Origin of the sequence: Mesorhizobium sp. M0991 (assembly GCF_040318915.1) — a bacterium.
GTDB lineage: Bacteria > Pseudomonadota > Alphaproteobacteria > Rhizobiales > Rhizobiaceae > Mesorhizobium.
The window spans coordinates 1-16,084 of record NZ_JAMYNE010000009.1 but is presented as its reverse complement, the minus strand read 5'-3'; the positions used below and the strand labels follow the sequence as shown (position 1 = coordinate 16,084).

Here is a 16,084-nt window from a genome sequence, read left to right as displayed (position 1 = left end):
GATTCTTATGTCCTAGACGGCAGGTCTCCTGGCTCGCGGGTCATCGCCTGGGTGCCGCCTTCCCGGGAATATCCCAGTGGTTTTCGGCCTTGGCTCGTCGCTTACAGTTGCGGGGACAGCCGCGGATTTGAAATCGAGATTTCGCACCGCATTCCCTCTTGGCCCTTGCCGTTGCGGGCAGGGGACCGTCTGGAATGGATTTAGGCTTTTGCAGGCGGTGGTGTCAACGCACGGCTACGACACTGCAATGTCGGCCAAAGGCTGTCATGTCCCGCCTTCCGGCAGTGCCAGGATAACTTGCCGGATTGCTTGATAGCCATCGCCATAGTCCCAATCATGACTGATCGCCAGATTTTGACCTTCTTGCCAAACCGCGTTGTCCAGAAGGACTTCGCCACTAATAAGCGTGCCGTTCAAGCCTGCCAGAAAGGTCCGTACAAAATGGCCTCCGGGGGGTACCGAAGCTGTGAACAGCTTTTCCAGCTTGGCATAGAATGCTGGATAGCCTCGGCTTAGCGAGCATAGCTCGGTAGTGGCTTGGGAAATGACGGGTCCGCCATAGATTTTCCAACGGGCATTGTTGCGCCAGATGTTCCAACGGGCGCTGCTTCGCTGCCAAATCTCTACCTCGGCCTGTATGTCGTCGCAGACATGATCAGCCAGCCCCTCAATGGCGACGTGGAAAACACCACGGATAAATTTTTCAAACGCCTGATTCAATTCTTGTTCGCGCGTGTCGCCGAAGCCAGCAAATGATTCAATGACCGGCTGAACATCAAGCAGCGGAGAGAATATGTAGATTTCAAGAACGAGCCGACCGTTAGAACCCGTCTCGAACACCTCAGCCTCAAACCGAAGTTGCCTCGACTGGAGCGTGACGTCCTGCTCTCTACGTATTGCATCTATTCCATGTGCAATCAGCGCACCATGGATCATGTCGAGCACTTCGTGCGATGCCATTACAAACCTACCAGGTTTCTTGGAGCGTCTATGACAGACGCTGTGGGGGTTGGCCATCTTTCTGACTGGCCAGCGCCGGCCCAAGATCACCGGCAGCTGTCACCTCGATGCGCTCAAGCCCGAGCCAGCCCTGCATCTGCTTCAATTCTTTGAAAAGCTCGGCAGCGGTTTGTGGCGGGGCGCCGGGCTCCGCATAGGCGGCATGGACGCGCAACACGCCGGCCGGGCGGTCGGCCCTGAGGTCGACGCGCCCGACGATGCTGTCGCCGAGCAGGAACGGCAGCACATAATAGCCATACTGGCGTTTTTCGGCCGGCGTGTAGATCTCGATGCGATAGCGGAAGTCGAACAGCCTTTCCGTGCGCGACCGCTCGAAGACGACAGGATCGAACGGCGCGAGCAAGGCGCGCGCCTCGATCCTGCGCGGCAAGCGGGCGTCCTTGTGGAGATAGGCTGCTTTGCTCCAGCCTTCGACGCTCACCGGCAACAGCTCGCCGGCCTCGACCAGCTCCTCGATGCGACCCTTGATATCGGCGGGCGAGAGGCGGAAATAGTCGCGCAGATCGCCTGCCGTGGCGACGCCGTGGGCGCGGGCGGAGATACGCAGCAATTCGCGGTGGGCGTCCTCGGAGGATGGCACTGGCAAAGCGAGTACCGCTGGCGGCAGTACGCGCTCCGGCAGATCGTAGAACCGCTCGAAGCCGCGGCGATACGCGGTGGTGATGCGGCCGGCCCAGAACAGCCATTCGAAGGCATGCTTGGCATGGCTCCAGCCCCACCAGCCGCCCGAACCCTTCTGGCCTTCGAAAGCCGAAGCCGCGATCGGGCCTCGTTCGGCGACCTCGCGATAGATGTCTTCGATATAGGCGGCGTGCTCGCGGCCCCATTTGGCCAGTCCGCTGTACATTTCGTCGCCGCGCTCGGCCCGCTGCATGCGCCAGCGCATCAGCGGATAGGTCTCGACCGGCAAGAAGGAGGCTTCGTGCGCCCAATATTCGAAGACCATGCGCTTGCGCGTTGCGGCGGCGGCGTCGAGCAGCGCAAGCTTGTAGGGGCCAAGCCGCGAATAGAGCGGCATATAGTGGGCGCGCACCACGGCGCTGACGGAATCGATCTGCAGCAGGCCGGTACGGGCAAGCACCCGGGCCAGATGCCTGCGGTCGGGCGTACCGGCGGGGCGGGGGTCATTGAATCCCTGTGCCGCCAGCGCGATGCGACGGGCCATGCGAAGCGAGATTTTTTCTTTCATCAAGGGGTATCCTGATGATGTTGGACACAGCAGAGAATCTGCGATTTCCGTGCCATGCTAGCAGGGTTTTGGCGGCATCCATGTCAGGAGAGAAAAGTGGAGTAGAAAGTGAAGGAAATCAAACAGGAGCGGATCGGACCAGTTTTCCCGGATATGCCGTCCAGCACCGCGATTTGAACAAGGTTTGACTTGCTTCGCCGAAAGCGCTGCGCTAACCCTCGCCGCGTTGCAGCATAGAGCCCCTTAAAACGGTTCAGTGGTTAAACTGTCACGCTTCCGCAAGTGGGTCCGGTGCTGTAATCAGAGTGGATTGGCCGCCAACGGAAACTGCAGCATGAACGCACTTTTAGGTTCGTACCTGCCCATAGTCCTGTTCATCGGCGTGGCGCTGGTGGTCGGGCTGGCGCTGCTCGCCGCACCCTTCCTGGTGGCCTACCGCAACCCCGATCCGGAAAAGCTTTCGGCCTATGAGTGCGGCTTCAACTCGTTCGACGACGCCCGCATGAAGTTCGACATCCGCTTCTACCTGGTGTCGATCCTGTTCATCATCTTCGACCTGGAGGTGGCCTTCCTGTTTCCTTGGGCGGTGTCGTTCAGTCAGATCGGCATGCTCGGTTTCTGGTCGATGATGGTGTTTTTGGCGGTGCTGACCATCGGCTTTGCCTATGAATGGAAGAAAGGAGCGCTGGAATGGGATTGAGCGACAATTCCGGCACGCTCGTCGCGCCGAAGCCCAAGGGCCTCATCGACCCCAACACCGGCAGGCCGGTGGGGGAGGACGATCCATTCTTCCTGGAGATCAACAACGAGCTGGCCGACAAGGGCTTTCTCGTCACCTCGACCGAGTCGCTGATCACCTGGGCGCGCAGCGGCTCGCTGATGTTCATGACCTTCGGTCTCGCCTGCTGCGCGGTCGAGATGATCCATACCTCGATGCCGCGCTATGACTCGGAGAGGTTCGGTGTCGCGCCGCGCGCGTCTCCGCGCCAGTCCGACATCATGATCGTTGCCGGCACGCTGACCAACAAGATGGCGCCGGCGCTGCGCAAGGTCTACGACCAGATGCCCGAGCCGCGCTACGTCATCTCGATGGGCTCCTGCGCCAATGGCGGCGGCTATTATCACTATTCCTATTCGGTGGTGCGCGGCTGCGACCGCATCGTGCCGGTCGACATCTACGTGCCCGGCTGCCCGCCGAGCGCCGAAGCGCTGCTCTACGGCATCCTTCTGCTGCAGAAGAAGATCCGCCGCACCGGCACGATCGAACGGTGAGCGGCATGTCCCAGGCGTTGAATGACCTCTCGACCTATCTCGGCGAGAAGCTGACCGGCCGGATCGGCGAGGCGGTGCTCGCCTATGGCGAACTCACCATCTCGGTCGAGCCGCGCGACCTGATCGAGGTGGTGACCTTCCTGCGCGACGACCCGAAATGCCAGTTCATCTCGATCATCGACGTCTGCGGCGCCGATTATCCGTCGCGGGCAAAGCGCTTCGACGTCGTCTATCATTTGCTGTCGCCGAGGCAGAATATCCGCATCCGCATCAAGGTCCAGGCCGACGAAGAGACGCTGGTGCCGTCGATCACCGGCATATATCCCGGCGCGGACTGGTTCGAGCGCGAGACCTACGACCTCTATGGCGTGCTGTTTTCGGGCCATCCCGATCTGCGGCGGATCCTGACCGACTACGGCTTCGAGGGCCATCCGCTGCGCAAGGACTTTCCGCTGACCGGCTTCGTCGAGGTGCGCTACGACGACGAAGCCAAGCGCGTCATCTACGAGCCGGTGGAATTGAAACAGGAATTCCGCAATTTCGATTTTCTGTCTCCGTGGGAAGGTACGGATTACGTGCTTCCGGGAGATGAGAAGGCAAAGCAGTAAATGGCTGAAACCTCCGTTCGCAACTTCAACATCAATTTTGGCCCGCAACATCCAGCGGCGCATGGCGTTTTGCGCCTCGTGCTGGAGCTTGATGGCGAGGTGGTCGATCGCGTCGATCCGCATATCGGGCTTTTGCATCGCGGCACGGAAAAGCTGATCGAGCACAAGACCTATCTGCAGGCCGTGCCCTATCTCGACCGGCTCGACTATTGCGCGCCGATGAACCAGGAACATGCCTTCGCGCTTGCCGCGGAGCGGCTGCTCGGTATCGAGGTGCCGAAGCGCGGGCAGCTTATTCGAGTTCTCTACTCTGAGATCGGCCGCATCATGTCGCACATCCTCAATGTGACGACGCAGGCGATGGATGTCGGCGCGCTGACGCCGCCGCTGTGGGGCTTTGTCGAGCGCGAAAAGCTGATGGTGTTTTACGAGCGCGCCTCGGGCTCGCGCATGCACGCGGCCTATTTCCGGCCGGGCGGCGTCCACCAGGACCTGCCGCAGAAGCTGATCGAGGACATCGGCAAGTGGATCGACCCGTTCCTGAAGTCGGTCGACGATCTCGACGCGCTTTTGACCGGCAACCGTATCTTCAAGCAGCGCAATGTCGACATTGCCACCGTCTCCTTGGCGGACGCCTGGGCCTGGGGTTTTTCGGGCGTCATGGTGCGCGGCTCGGGTGCACCCTGGGACCTGCGCAAATCGCAGCCCTACGAATGCTATGCCGAGCTGGATTTCGACATTCCGATCGGCAAGAACGGCGACTGTTTCGACCGTTATCTGGTGCGCATGGAAGAGATGCGCCAGTCGGCGAAAATCATGCGCCAGTGCGTCGACCTGTTGCTCGGCAAGGAAGGCGCGGGGCCGGTGTCTAACCTCGACGGCAAGGTGGTGCCGCCGAAGCGCGCAGCGATGAAGCGCTCGATGGAAGCGCTGATCCATCACTTCAAGCTCTACACCGAAGGCTACCGGGTTCCGGCCGGCGAGGTCTATGCCGCTGTCGAGGCGCCAAAGGGCGAGTTTGGCGTCTATCTCGTCTCCGACGGCACCAACAAGCCTTATCGCTGCAAGCTGCGCGCGCCAGGCTTTGCGCATCTGCAAGCCATGGACTTTTTGTGCCGCGGCCACATGTTGGCCGACGTCACCGCCGTTCTCGGCTCCCTCGACATCGTGTTTGGTGAGGTCGATCGCTAAATGTCAGTCCGCCGTCTCGCAGAAGCCAGCCTCCAGCCAGCCTCCTTCGCCTTCAACCGGGCAAATGCGGCAGCGGCGAAGCAGTGGATCAAGAAATATCCGAAGGGGCGCGAGCAATCCGCGATTATCCCCTTGCTCATGCTGGCGCAGGAGCAGGAAGGCTGGGTGACCAAGGCGGCGATCGAGACGATCTCCGACATGCTCGGCATGCCTTATATTCGCGGGCTGGAAGTCGCCACCTTCTATACGCAATACCAGCTCAATCCAGTCGGCACCCGCGCCCATATCCAGGTCTGCGGCACCACGCCCTGCATGCTGCGCGGCTCGGAAGCGCTGATGGATGTGTGCCGCTCGAATATCCATCACGACCAGTTTCACACCAATGACAAGGGCACGCTGTCGTGGGAGGAGGTCGAGTGCCTCGGCGCCTGCGTCAACGCACCGATGGTGATGATATTCAAGGACACCTATGAGGATTTGACGCCGGAGCGGCTTGCCGAGATCATCGACCTCTATGACGCCGGCAAGGGCGCTACGGTGAAACCGGGACCGCAAAACGGCCGCATCACCTCAGAGCCGGCCAGCGGCCTGACGACCCTCAAGAGCGAAAAGGCGATCCTGAAGGCGACCCGCGACCGGGAAACCAGGGCCGCGACCAAGGCCGCCAAGGAAGTGGCGCCGGCGGCTGTCGCCGCAGCACCCGCGGCGCCGGCCCCGCCAGCCGCTCCTGCCGCGCCGGCGCCGGTTGCGCCCTCGAATGCCAGCAAGCCGAAGACGGACGCGGTCGAGACCAGCCCGGCGCTGAAATCGCCGTCGGCGACAAAAGTCGCGCCTGCGGCGGAAAAGGCGGCGAGCGTCACAGCGCCTCTGCATTCGGCCGCCAATGCCAACAAGGCCGAGCCGCAGGTCGAGGACGTCTCGAAACAGCGCAAGGGCCCCAAGAACAAGGCCGAGCCGGCGTCTGCTTTCAAAGCGCCGGAGGCCAAGGTTAAACCGGCGAAGGCTGTCGCCAAGGCGACCAAGCCGTCGCCCGGAACCAAAAGCCGGCCGACCGGCAAGAAGCCGGTCTGAGGAACGAGCAATGCTTCAGGACAGAGACCGCATCTTCAACAACATCTACGGCCGCTTCGACAAGTCGCTGGCCGGCGCCATGGCGCGCGGCGCCTGGGACAACACACCCGGCATCGTTGCCAAGGGGCGCGAGTGGATCGTCAACGAGATGAAGGCGAGCGGCCTGCGCGGCCGCGGCGGCGCCGGTTTCCCGACCGGGCTCAAATGGTCGTTCATGCCCAAGCAAAGCGACGGCCGCCCGAGCTATCTCGTCGTCAATGCCGACGAATCCGAGCCCGGCACCTGCAAGGACCGCGACATACTGCGCCACGACCCGCACACGCTGGTCGAAGGCTGCCTGCTTGCCGGCTTCGCAATGGGCGCGGTCGCCGCCTACATCTATGTGCGCGGCGAGTTCATCCGCGAGCGCGAGGCGCTGCAACGCGCCATCGACGAGGCCTATGCGGCCAAGCTGATCGGCAAGAACAATACCTCCGGCTACGATTTCGACATCTACATGCACCATGGCGCCGGCGCCTATATCTGCGGCGAGGAAACGGCGCTGCTCGAAAGCCTCGAGGGCAAGAAGGGCCAGCCGCGGCTGAAGCCGCCATTTCCGGCCAATGTCGGCCTCTATGGCTGCCCGACGACGGTCAACAATGTCGAGTCCATCGCGGTCGCGCCGACCATCCTGCGCCGCGGTGCCGCCTGGTTCTCGTCCTTCGGCCGGCCCAACAATGTCGGCACCAAGCTGTTCTGCATCTCCGGTCACGTCAACAATCCGTGCACCGTCGAAGAGGCGATGTCGATCCCGTTCCGCGAACTGATCGAGACGCATTGCGGCGGCATTCGCGGCGGCTGGGACAATCTGCTGGCGGTCATTCCGGGCGGCGCCTCGGTGCCGCTTGTGCCGGCCGAGCAGATCATCGACGCGCCGATGGATTTCGACGCGCTGCGCGACCTGAAATCGGGCCTCGGCACGGCGGCTGTCATCGTCATGGACAAATCGACCGATATCGTGAAAGCGATCGCGCGGCTGTCCTACTTCTACAAGCACGAAAGCTGCGGCCAGTGCACGCCCTGCCGTGAGGGCACCGGCTGGATGTGGCGGGTGATGGAACGGCTGGTGCGCGGCGAGGCGCAGAAGCGCGAGATCGACATGCTGCTCGACGTGACCAAGCAGGTCGAGGGCCACACGATCTGTGCGCTGGGCGATGCGGCGGCATGGCCGATCCAGGGCCTGATGCGGCATTTCCGCGGTGAGGTGGAGCGGCGCATCGACGAGTTTTCGCGCAACGCACACCGCGCCGAACCGGTGCTGGCTGCGGCGGAATAGAAGAATTCAAAATGCGGACGAAAGTCCGAAACGAGGAAACGAGCGCGGGGCAGACGGAAACGACCAGGAGACCACTTATGTCGCTGTTTTCGACACCCGACGATTTTACCACCGATATGGACCCGTTGTTGAAGATGAACCAGGATCTGACCAGGATGATGCCGAAGGAGATGGCCAATGCCGTCAATCTTCTGGCGCATCCTCTCGCGGGCGCGGCGGCGATGACGGCACTCGGCATCGGCCTTGCCAACCACGCCTTTGGTATCTGGATGGGCGTGCTCTCAGGCGCGGCCGAGACCTCGCAGCGGCTTTGGCAGCCGGTCGCCGAGGATTTCGAGACCCGGACGGAACGCGTTTCTGCGACCGGCAAAAGCTCCTCGACAAAGGCGCGCGCAGCCACCAAAACCCTGATTGCCGAGGCGCAGTCCTTCGCCAACGATGTGACCGACATTGCGACGAGCACCGCGGCGCGGAGCTTGGCGAATGCGAGCACCGTTGTAGCGGATGCGTCGGCCGGGCTGATGCCGGAAGATTTCAAGCAGCCCAAGGCGATGGACCGGCCCGCCGAGCCCGCCGACCTCAAGGCGATATCGGGCATCGGGCCGAAACTGGAAAAGGTGCTGAACGGCCTTGGCATCTGGACATACGCCCAGATCGCCGCGTGGACGCCGCAAGAGATCGCCTGGGTAGAAGATTACCTGTCGTTGAAGGGCCGCATCGGCCGTGACGGCTGGATCGGTCAGGCGGCCGCGTTGGCCGGGGCCAAAAAGTGAATTTCAATATCGTGCGCGGTCTCGGCCGCGCCCGGAAGGAAAGATTGCGGAACGTCCGCAGGGGTTTGAGGCGAAATGGCAAAGCTCAAGGTCGACGGGAAAGAGATTACTGTACCCGACCATTACACGCTGCTGCAGGCGGCCGAGGACGCCGGCGCGGAAGTGCCGCGCTTTTGCTTCCACGAGCGGTTGTCGATCGCCGGCAATTGCCGCATGTGCCTGATCGAGGTGAAGGGCGGCCCGCCCAAGCCTCAAGCGTCCTGCGCCATGGGCGTGCGCGACCTGCGCCCCGGCCCGAACGGCGAGCCGCCGGAAATCTTCACCAACACGCCGATGGTCAAGAAGGCCAGGGAAGGCGTGATGGAATTCCTGCTGATCAACCATCCGCTGGATTGCCCGATCTGCGACCAGGGCGGCGAGTGCGACCTGCAGGACCAGGCGATGGCGTTCGGCGTCGATTCCTCGCGCTACCACGAGAACAAGCGGGCGGTCGAAGACAAGTATATCGGGCCGCTGGTCAAGACGATCATGAACCGCTGCATCCATTGCACGCGGTGCGTCCGCTTTACCACCGAGATAGCGGGCATATCCGAGCTCGGCCTGATCGGCCGCGGCGAGGATGCCGAGATCACCACCTATCTTGAAAGCGCGATGACGTCGGAGCTGCAGGGCAATGTCATCGACCTTTGCCCGGTCGGCGCGCTGACCTCCAAACCCTATGCCTTCCAGGCACGGCCTTGGGAACTGACCAAGACAGAATCCATCGACGTGATGGACGCCGTTGGCTCGGCGATCCGCGTCGATAGCCGGGGCCGCGAAGTGATGCGCATCCTGCCGCGTACCAACGAGGCGGTGAACGAGGAGTGGATTTCCGACAAGACCCGCTTCATCTGGGACGGCCTGCGCACACAGCGCCTCGACCGCCCCTATGTGCGCAAGGATGGCAGACTGGCCGCGGCAAGCTGGGCCGAGGCGTTTTCCGCTATCAAGGAAGCGGTGTCGAATGCGGCACCCGAAAAGATCGGTGCCATTGCCGGCGATCTCGCTGCCGTCGAGGAGATCTACGCGCTGAAGCTTCTGATGGCTTCGCTCGGCTCCAAGAACACCGACTGCCGCCAGGACGGTGCCGCACTCGATCCGTCGCTCGGCCGGGCGAGTTATGTGTTCAACCCGACCATCGAAGGCATCGAACAGGCCGATGCGGTGCTGATCATCGGCGCCAATCCGCGCTTCGAGGCGTCTTTGCTCAACGCCCGCATCCGCAAGCGCTGGCGGGCCGGCAATCTGCCGGTCGGCGTCATCGGCGATGTCGGCGATACGCGCTATGATTACGAGCAGCTCGGCGCCGGGCCGGAATCGCTGAAGGATCTGGCCGACGGCAACGGCAAATTCTTCCAGCTGCTGAAGAAGGCGACGCATCCGCTGATCATCGTCGGCCAGGGTGCGCTGGCGCGTCCGGACGGCGCGGCCGTGCTCGGCCAGGCGGCGAAGCTCGCCGTCGCCGTCAACGCCGCAAGGGCCGACTGGAACGGCTTTGCCGTGCTGCACACCGCCGCGGCACGGGTCGGCGGCCTCGATGTCGGCTTCGTACCGGGCGAGGGCGGCAGGAATGTCGCCGGCATGCTGGGCGAGACCGACGTGCTGTTCCTGCTCGGCGCCGACGAAATCGATATGGCCAAGACCGACGGCGCTTTCGTCGTCTATATCGGTACGCATGGCGACAAGGGCGCGCACCGCGCCAACGTCATCCTGCCGGGTGCCGCCTATACCGAGAAGTCGAGCACCTTCGTCAATACCGAAGGCCGCGTGCAGCAGACCAACCGGGCCGGCTTTGCGCCCGGCGAAGCGCGCGAGGACTGGGCGATCCTCAGGGCACTGTCGGATGTGCTCGGCCAGAAGCTACCTTTCGATTCGCTGCCTCAGCTGCGCGCAAAGCTCTATGCGGAATACCCGCATCTTGCCCGCATCGACCATGTCGCGGCCGGCGACCCGGCCGACATCGCCAGGGTGGCGAAGCTCGGCGGGCGGCTGAACAAGGGCACCTTCACCTCGCCGGTCAAGGATTTCTACCTGACCAACCCGATCGCGCGCGCTTCCGCGGTGATGGCCGAGTGCTCGGCTTTGGCGAAGAACGGCTTCAGGCAGGCGGCGGAGTAGACATGGACACCTTCTTCTCCTTCTACGTGCTGCCGGCGCTGCTGATCCTTTTGAAGTCGGTCGTGCTGATCGTCGTTCTATTGATATTCGTCGCCTATGTGCTTTACGCCGACCGCAAGATCTGGGCGGCGGTGCAATTGCGCCGAGGCCCGAACGTCGTTGGCCCATGGGGCACGCTGCAGGCCTTCGCCGATCTGCTGAAATTCGTCTTCAAGGAGCCGGTGATCCCGTCCGGCGCCAACAAGGGCGTTTTCCTGCTGGCGCCTTTGGTGTCGGCGGTGCTGGCGATCTCTGCCTGGGCGGTCATACCGGTCAATGAAGGCTGGGCGATCGCCAACGTCAATGTCGGCATCCTCTATGTCTTCGCCATCTCCTCGCTCGAGGTCTATGGGGTGATCATGGGCGGCTGGGCGTCCAATTCGAAATACCCGTTCCTCGGCGCGCTGCGGTCGGCGGCGCAGATGGTGTCCTACGAAGTCTCTATCGGCTTCGTCATCGTCACCGTGCTGCTTTGCGTCGGCTCGCTCAACCTGACCGACATCGTTTTGTCGCAGCAGGACGGGTTGGGCACGCGGATCGGCCTGCCCAACACTTTCCTGGACTGGCACTGGCTGTCGCTGTTCCCGATGTTCATCGTTTTCTTCATCTCGGCGCTGGCGGAAACCAACCGGCCGCCCTTCGACCTCGTGGAAGCCGAATCGGAGCTGGTCGCCGGCCATATGGTCGAATATTCGTCGACGCCGTTCCTGTTGTTTTTCCTCGGCGAATATGTCGCCGTGGTCCTGATGTGCGCGCTCGCCACCATCCTGTTCCTTGGCGGCTGGCTGCCGCCCTTCAATTTCGCGCCGTTCACCTGGGTGCCGGGGCTGATCTGGTTCGTGCTCAAGGTCTGCCTGGTGTTCTTCATGTTCTCGATGGTGAAGGCGTTCGTGCCGCGCTACCGCTACGATCAGCTGATGCGGCTCGGCTGGAAGGTCTTCCTGCCGATCTCGCTGTTCATGGTGGTCGCCACCGCCGCCTTCCTCAAGATCACGGGGTTTGCGTGATGTCTGCATTATCCCAGGCCGCCAAGTCACTGCTTTTGCAGGATTTCGTCAGTGCTTTCTTCCTGTCGATGCGCCAGTTCTTCGCGCCGAAGGAGACGATCAACTATCCGCATGAGAAGGGGCCGGTCAGCCCGCGCTTCCGCGGCGAACATGCGCTGCGCCGTTATCCGAACGGCGAGGAACGCTGCATCGCCTGCAAATTGTGCGAGGCGATCTGCCCGGCACAGGCCATCACCATCGAAGCCGGCCCGCGCCGCAATGACGGCACACGGCGTACCGTGCGCTACGACATCGACATGGTGAAATGCATTTATTGCGGCTTCTGCCAGGAGGCCTGCCCGGTTGACGCCATTGTCGAGGGGCCGAATTTCGAATTCGCGACGGAGACGCGCGAGGAGCTTTATTACGACAAGGACAGGCTTCTGGCCAATGGCGACCGCTGGGAGCGTGAACTGGCGCGCAACATCTCGCTGGATGCGCCTTACCGCTGATATTTGACGCATGGACGGGGCGAGGGGCCTCGTTTAAGGAACACGCAACTTGCCGACCGGAGGCGGTGGCAAAAAACAGGACGAACGTCCTGTTCTGACAGGAAACCCGGGGGAACCCATGCTGAGTGGACTAGAGGCGGCCTTTTTCTACCTCTTCGCCTTTGTCGCGGTGGCATCGGCGTTCATGGTCGTTTCGGCGCGTAATCCCGTGCATTCGGTGCTGTTCCTGATCCTGACCTTCTTCAACGCCGCCGGCCTGTTCATGCTGACCGGCGCCGAGTTCCTGGCGATGATCCTGCTCGTCGTCTATGTCGGCGCGGTCATGGTGCTGTTCCTGTTCGTCGTAATGATGCTCGACGTCGATTTCGCTGAAATGAAGGAAGGCGCCCTGCAATATGCACCGATCGGCGCGCTGGTCGGGCTGATCCTGGCGGCGGAGCTGATCGTCGTGCTCGGCGGCTATACATTCGCGCCGAAACTGGCGGCGACGATTGCGAAACCCATTCCGGACCTGGCCGCGCGCTCGAACACGGCAGCGCTCGGCGACATTCTCTATACGGATTACCTCTACTACTTCCAGGTGGCGGGGCTGGTGCTGCTGGTCGCCATGATCGGCGCCATTGTGCTGACGTTGCGCCACAAGCCGGGCGTCAAGCGGCAGTCGATCGCCGCCCAGGTCGGCCGCACGGCGGCAACCGGAGTGGAAATCCGCAAGGTCAAGACGGGCGAAGGAGTCTGAGATGGTCGTCGGCATCGCGCACTACCTGACCGTATCGGCGATCCTGTTCACGCTCGGCGTGTTCGGCATCTTCTTGAACCGCAGGAACGTCATCGTCATCCTGATGTCGATCGAGCTGATCCTGCTTGCGGTCAACATCAATTTCGTCGCCTTCTCGGCGGCGCTCGGCGATCTTGTCGGCCAGGTGTTTGCACTGTTCGTGCTGACGGTCGCGGCGGCCGAAGCGGCGATCGGCCTTGCCATTCTCGTCGTCTTCTTCCGCAACCGCGGCTCGATCGCGGTCGAAGACGTGAACATGATGAAGGGTTGACGGAACCACCATGTATCAGGCCATCGTCTTCCTTCCGCTGCTCGGCTTCCTGATCGTCGGCCTGTTCGGCACCTCGCTCGGCGCCAAGGCTTCCGAATACATCACCTCCGGCTTCCTGGTGATCGCGGCTGTGCTGTCGTGGATCGCCTTCTTCTCGGTCGGCTTCGGCGGCGGCGAGGTATTCACCGTGCCGGTGATGCGCTGGATCCAGTCTGGCGGCCTCGAAGCGTCTTGGGCGCTGCGGATCGATACGCTGACCGTGGTGATGCTGGTCGTCGTCAATACGGTGTCGGCGCTGGTCCATATCTACTCGATCGGCTACATGCATCACGACCCGGACCGGCCGCGCTTCTTCGCCTATCTGTCGCTGTTCACCTTCGCCATGCTGATGCTGGTGACGGCCGACAATCTGGTGCAGATGTTCTTCGGCTGGGAAGGCGTCGGCCTTGCCTCCTATCTGCTGATCGGCTTCTGGTACAAGAAGCCGTCGGCCAATGCGGCTGCGATCAAGGCGTTCATCGTCAATCGCGTCGGCGACTTCGGCTTTGCGCTCGGCATATTTGGCGTGTTCGTGCTGTTCGGCTCGGTCAATCTCGGCACCATCTTCGCCAATGCGGCGACGTTCATTCCGGCGGAAGGCGCGCCGCAAGGTGCGGCCGTGCTGACCTTCCTCGGCTATGCACTCGATAAGCAGGCTGCGATGACGGTCGTCTGCCTGCTCCTGTTCATGGGCGCCATGGGCAAGTCGGCGCAGGTGCCGCTGCACACCTGGCTGCCCGATGCCATGGAAGGCCCGACGCCGGTCTCGGCACTGATCCATGCCGCGACCATGGTGACGGCAGGCGTGTTCATGCTGGCGCGGCTGTCGCCGCTGTTCGAGCTGTCGCATTCGGCACTGACGGTGGTCACCTTCATCGGCGCCTTCACCGCCTTCTTCGCGGCGACAGTCGGTCTCGTCCAGAACGACATCAAGCGCGTCATCGCCTATTCGACCTGTTCGCAGCTCGGCTACATGTTCGTGGCGCTCGGCGTCGGCGCCTATGGCGCGGCGATTTTCCATCTGTTCACCCACGCCTTCTTCAAGGCGCTGCTGTTCCTCGGCTCGGGCTCGGTCATCCACGCCGTTTCCGACGAGCAGGACATGCGCAAGATGGGCGGCCTCAGGACGCTCATCCCGACGACTTACTGGATGATGGTGATCGGCACGCTGGCGCTGACCGGTGTCGGCATCCCGGTAACAGTCATCGGCACGGCTGGCTTCTTTTCCAAGGACGCCATCATCGAAGCGGCCTTCGCCGGCCACAATGCGGTCGCCGCGTTTGCCTTTATATTGCTGGTGATCGCGGCCTGCTTCACCTCCTTCTATTCCTGGCGGCTGATCTTCATGACCTTCCATGGCGAGCCGCGGGCCAGCCACGAGGTCATGCACCATGTCCATGAATCGCCGCCGGTCATGCTGGTGCCGCTGTTCATCCTGGCGGCGGGCGCGCTGTTCGCCGGCGTGATCTTCCACGGCGCCTTCATCGGCGAGGGCTATGCCGAATTCTGGAAGGCGTCGCTGTTCACGCTGCCGGACAACCACATCCTGCACGAAATCCACGAAGTGCCGTTGTGGGTCGAGCTGTCACCGTTCATCGCCATGCTGATCGGCTTTGCGATTGCCTGGCAGTTCTATATTCGCGCGCCGGAAATGCCTCGGAGCGTCGCCGCCAACCATCGCCTGCTCTACGCCTTCCTGCTCAACAAATGGTATTTCGACGAGCTCTACGACTTCCTGTTCGTGCGGCCGGCAAAGCGGCTCGGCAGCTTCCTGTGGAAGACCGGCGACGGCACCGTCATCGACGGGCTCGGGCCGGACGGCATTTCGGCGCGCGTCGTCGACGTCACCAACCGGGTCGTCAAGCTGCAGACCGGCTATCTCTACCACTATGCCTTCGCCATGCTGATCGGCGTTGCCGCACTCGTCACCTGGATGATGCTCTGATGACCGCCTGGCCGATCCTATCGCTGGTCACCTTCCTGCCGCTGGTTGGTGTGCTGCTCATCCTTTTCGTGCGCGACGACAGCGAGAACGCGCGCCGCAACATCCGCGCCATCGCGCTGTTCACGACTGCGTTCACGTTTGTGATTTCGTTGTTTATCTGGACCGGCTTCGACAATTCGCAGCCTGGCTTCCAGTTCGTCGAGAAGTTTGCCTGGCTGGATTCCGGCATCTCCTACCATATGGGCGTCGACGGCATCTCCATGCTGTTCGTCATCCTGACCACCTTCCTGATGCCGCTCTGCATTCTCGCCTCGTGGGAATCGATCGAGAAGCGCGTCAAGGCCTACATGATCGCTTTCCTGCTGCTCGAGACGTTGATGATCGGCGTGTTCTGCGCGCTCGACATCGTTTTGTTCTACGTCTTCTTCGAAGCCGGCCTGATCCCGATGTTCATCATCATCGGCGTTTGGGGCGGCAAGCGGCGCGTCTATGCCTCGTTCAAGTTCTTCCTCTATACGCTGGCCGGCTCGGTGCTGATGCTGCTCGCCATCATGGCGATGTTCTTCCAGTCCGGCACCACCGATATCCCGACGCTGCTGACGCATAATTTCCCGGCCAATATGCAGACCTGGCTATGGCTCGCCTTCTTCGCGTCCTTTGCGGTGAAGATGCCGATGTGGCCGGTGCATACCTGGCTGCCGGACGCGCATGTCGAGGCACCGACGGCCGGCTCGGTGATCCTGGCCGCCATCCTGCTCAAGATGGGCGGGTACGGCTTCCTGCGTTTTTCGCTGCCGATGTTTCCGATCGCATCCGAAATGTTCGCGCCGCTGATCTTCACGCTCACAGTACTCGCAATTCTCAACAACTCTCTTGTCGCGGTGGAGGAAGTAGAGAAGGAACAGCCTGTCTGATAAA

Annotated in this window: 15 protein-coding genes, 1 pseudogene and 1 riboswitch; of the genes and pseudogenes, 14 read left to right on the top strand and 2 right to left on the bottom strand. The window is 62.2% G+C overall.

The features are described from left to right. Nucleotide 1: 1 nt before the first annotated feature. Nucleotides 2-205: riboswitch (cobalamin riboswitch) on the bottom strand. 59 nt (nucleotides 206-264) lie between these two features. Together NKH70_RS15175 and NKH70_RS15170 are read right to left on the bottom strand one after the other, a co-directional pair. Further along, nucleotides 265-960, bottom strand: coding sequence for a DUF6348 family protein (locus NKH70_RS15175; protein WP_352978631.1), 696 nt, complete (start codon nucleotides 958-960; stop codon nucleotides 265-267). 28 nt (nucleotides 961-988) lie between these two features. Next, complete coding sequence (locus tag NKH70_RS15170; protein ID WP_352978632.1) at nucleotides 989-2,209, bottom strand: winged helix-turn-helix domain-containing protein; 1,221 nt, start codon at nucleotides 2,207-2,209, stop codon at nucleotides 989-991. A gap of 334 nt (nucleotides 2,210-2,543) precedes the next feature. Here NKH70_RS15170 and NKH70_RS15165 point away from each other — a divergent pair, with 334 nt between their 5' ends. The 14 genes and pseudogenes from NKH70_RS15165 to NKH70_RS15100 form a co-directional block, all read left to right on the top strand. Continuing rightward, entirely contained in the window at nucleotides 2,544-2,909 is a 366-nt protein-coding gene (locus tag NKH70_RS15165) for an NADH-quinone oxidoreductase subunit A (protein WP_023720750.1), read from the top strand. Then, nucleotides 2,900-3,481, top strand: coding sequence for a NuoB/complex I 20 kDa subunit family protein (locus tag NKH70_RS15160; RefSeq protein WP_353025579.1), 582 nt, complete (start codon nucleotides 2,900-2,902; stop codon nucleotides 3,479-3,481). The genes NKH70_RS15165 and NKH70_RS15160 overlap by 10 nt, the downstream gene beginning before the upstream one ends. A 5-nt stretch (nucleotides 3,482-3,486) precedes the next feature. Continuing rightward, nucleotides 3,487-4,089, top strand: a complete 603-nt coding sequence (locus tag NKH70_RS15155) for an NADH-quinone oxidoreductase subunit C (protein ID WP_352916945.1) — start codon at nucleotides 3,487-3,489, stop codon at nucleotides 4,087-4,089. Further along, nucleotides 4,090-5,280, top strand: coding sequence for an NADH-quinone oxidoreductase subunit D (locus NKH70_RS15150; RefSeq protein ID WP_292664700.1), 1,191 nt, complete (start codon nucleotides 4,090-4,092; stop codon nucleotides 5,278-5,280). Further along, the gene (gene nuoE, locus NKH70_RS15145; RefSeq protein WP_353025577.1) at nucleotides 5,281-6,351 is read left to right on the top strand and encodes an NADH-quinone oxidoreductase subunit NuoE; all 1,071 of its coding nucleotides are present in this window, start codon (nucleotides 5,281-5,283) and stop codon (nucleotides 6,349-6,351) included. A 10-nt stretch (nucleotides 6,352-6,361) separates the two neighbouring features. Beyond that, nucleotides 6,362-7,666, top strand: a complete 1,305-nt coding sequence (nuoF, locus tag NKH70_RS15140; protein WP_023676626.1) for an NADH-quinone oxidoreductase subunit NuoF — start codon at nucleotides 6,362-6,364, stop codon at nucleotides 7,664-7,666. Nucleotides 7,667-7,743: 77 nt separating this feature from the next. Continuing rightward, nucleotides 7,744-8,439, top strand: a complete 696-nt coding sequence (locus NKH70_RS15135; RefSeq protein WP_352978637.1) for a helix-hairpin-helix domain-containing protein — start codon at nucleotides 7,744-7,746, stop codon at nucleotides 8,437-8,439. A 75-nt stretch (nucleotides 8,440-8,514) separates the two neighbouring features. Continuing rightward, nucleotides 8,515-10,596 (top strand): NADH-quinone oxidoreductase subunit NuoG, encoded by a 2,082-nt coding sequence (gene nuoG, locus NKH70_RS15130; protein WP_352978639.1) that lies wholly within the window; start codon nucleotides 8,515-8,517, stop codon nucleotides 10,594-10,596. 2 nt (nucleotides 10,597-10,598) lie between these two features. Then, on the top strand, nucleotides 10,599-11,642 hold the full coding sequence (gene nuoH, locus NKH70_RS15125; protein WP_352483051.1) for an NADH-quinone oxidoreductase subunit NuoH: 1,044 nt from the start codon (nucleotides 10,599-10,601) through the stop codon (nucleotides 11,640-11,642). After that, on the top strand, nucleotides 11,642-12,133 hold the full coding sequence (gene nuoI, locus NKH70_RS15120) for an NADH-quinone oxidoreductase subunit NuoI (protein ID WP_023676622.1): 492 nt from the start codon (nucleotides 11,642-11,644) through the stop codon (nucleotides 12,131-12,133). Before nuoH ends, nuoI begins: the two co-directional genes overlap by 1 nt. 118 nt (nucleotides 12,134-12,251) lie before the next feature. Next, nucleotides 12,252-12,872: an NADH-quinone oxidoreductase subunit J gene (locus tag NKH70_RS15115; RefSeq protein WP_352718917.1), complete on the top strand. Its 621-nt coding sequence runs from the start codon at nucleotides 12,252-12,254 to the stop codon at nucleotides 12,870-12,872. Between the two features lies 1 nt (nucleotide 12,873). Continuing rightward, nucleotides 12,874-13,182, top strand: coding sequence for an NADH-quinone oxidoreductase subunit NuoK (gene nuoK / locus NKH70_RS15110; RefSeq protein ID WP_023676620.1), 309 nt, complete (start codon nucleotides 12,874-12,876; stop codon nucleotides 13,180-13,182). A 10-nt stretch (nucleotides 13,183-13,192) separates the two neighbouring features. Beyond that, nucleotides 13,193-15,166 carry an NADH-quinone oxidoreductase subunit L gene (gene nuoL / locus NKH70_RS15105; protein ID WP_352978641.1) on the top strand — a complete coding sequence of 658 codons (1,974 nt, stop codon included), beginning with the start codon at nucleotides 13,193-13,195 and terminating at the stop codon, nucleotides 15,164-15,166. After that, nucleotides 15,166-16,065 (top strand): annotated as a pseudogene (locus NKH70_RS15100) (NADH-quinone oxidoreductase subunit M); the annotation flags it as partial. The gene nuoL and the pseudogene NKH70_RS15100, both read left to right, overlap by 1 nt. Nucleotides 16,066-16,084: the final 19 nt, after the last annotated feature.

Excerpts from the sequence above, each read along its gene's own strand:
- nuoI (WP_023676622.1), top strand. The coding sequence starts at position 11,642 with ATGTCTGCATTATCCCAGGCCGCCAAGTCACTGCTTTTGCAGGATTTC.
- nuoF (WP_023676626.1), top strand. The coding sequence starts at position 6,362 with ATGCTTCAGGACAGAGACCGCATCTTCAACAACATCTACGGCCGCTTC.
- NKH70_RS15135 (WP_352978637.1), top strand. The coding sequence starts at position 7,744 with ATGTCGCTGTTTTCGACACCCGACGATTTTACCACCGATATGGACCCG.
- NKH70_RS15175 (WP_352978631.1), bottom strand. The coding sequence starts at position 960 with ATGGCATCGCACGAAGTGCTCGACATGATCCATGGTGCGCTGATTGCA.
- NKH70_RS15155 (WP_352916945.1), top strand. The coding sequence starts at position 3,487 with ATGTCCCAGGCGTTGAATGACCTCTCGACCTATCTCGGCGAGAAGCTG.
- NKH70_RS15160 (WP_353025579.1), top strand. The coding sequence starts at position 2,900 with ATGGGATTGAGCGACAATTCCGGCACGCTCGTCGCGCCGAAGCCCAAG.
- nuoK (WP_023676620.1), top strand. The coding sequence starts at position 12,874 with ATGGTCGTCGGCATCGCGCACTACCTGACCGTATCGGCGATCCTGTTC.
- nuoE (WP_353025577.1), top strand. The coding sequence starts at position 5,281 with ATGTCAGTCCGCCGTCTCGCAGAAGCCAGCCTCCAGCCAGCCTCCTTC.
- NKH70_RS15150 (WP_292664700.1), top strand. The coding sequence starts at position 4,090 with ATGGCTGAAACCTCCGTTCGCAACTTCAACATCAATTTTGGCCCGCAA.
- nuoH (WP_352483051.1), top strand. The coding sequence starts at position 10,599 with ATGGACACCTTCTTCTCCTTCTACGTGCTGCCGGCGCTGCTGATCCTT.
- nuoL (WP_352978641.1), top strand. The coding sequence starts at position 13,193 with ATGTATCAGGCCATCGTCTTCCTTCCGCTGCTCGGCTTCCTGATCGTC.
- nuoG (WP_352978639.1), top strand. The coding sequence starts at position 8,515 with ATGGCAAAGCTCAAGGTCGACGGGAAAGAGATTACTGTACCCGACCAT.
- NKH70_RS15170 (WP_352978632.1), bottom strand. The coding sequence starts at position 2,209 with ATGAAAGAAAAAATCTCGCTTCGCATGGCCCGTCGCATCGCGCTGGCG.
- NKH70_RS15115 (WP_352718917.1), top strand. The coding sequence starts at position 12,252 with ATGCTGAGTGGACTAGAGGCGGCCTTTTTCTACCTCTTCGCCTTTGTC.
- NKH70_RS15165 (WP_023720750.1), top strand. The coding sequence starts at position 2,544 with ATGAACGCACTTTTAGGTTCGTACCTGCCCATAGTCCTGTTCATCGGC.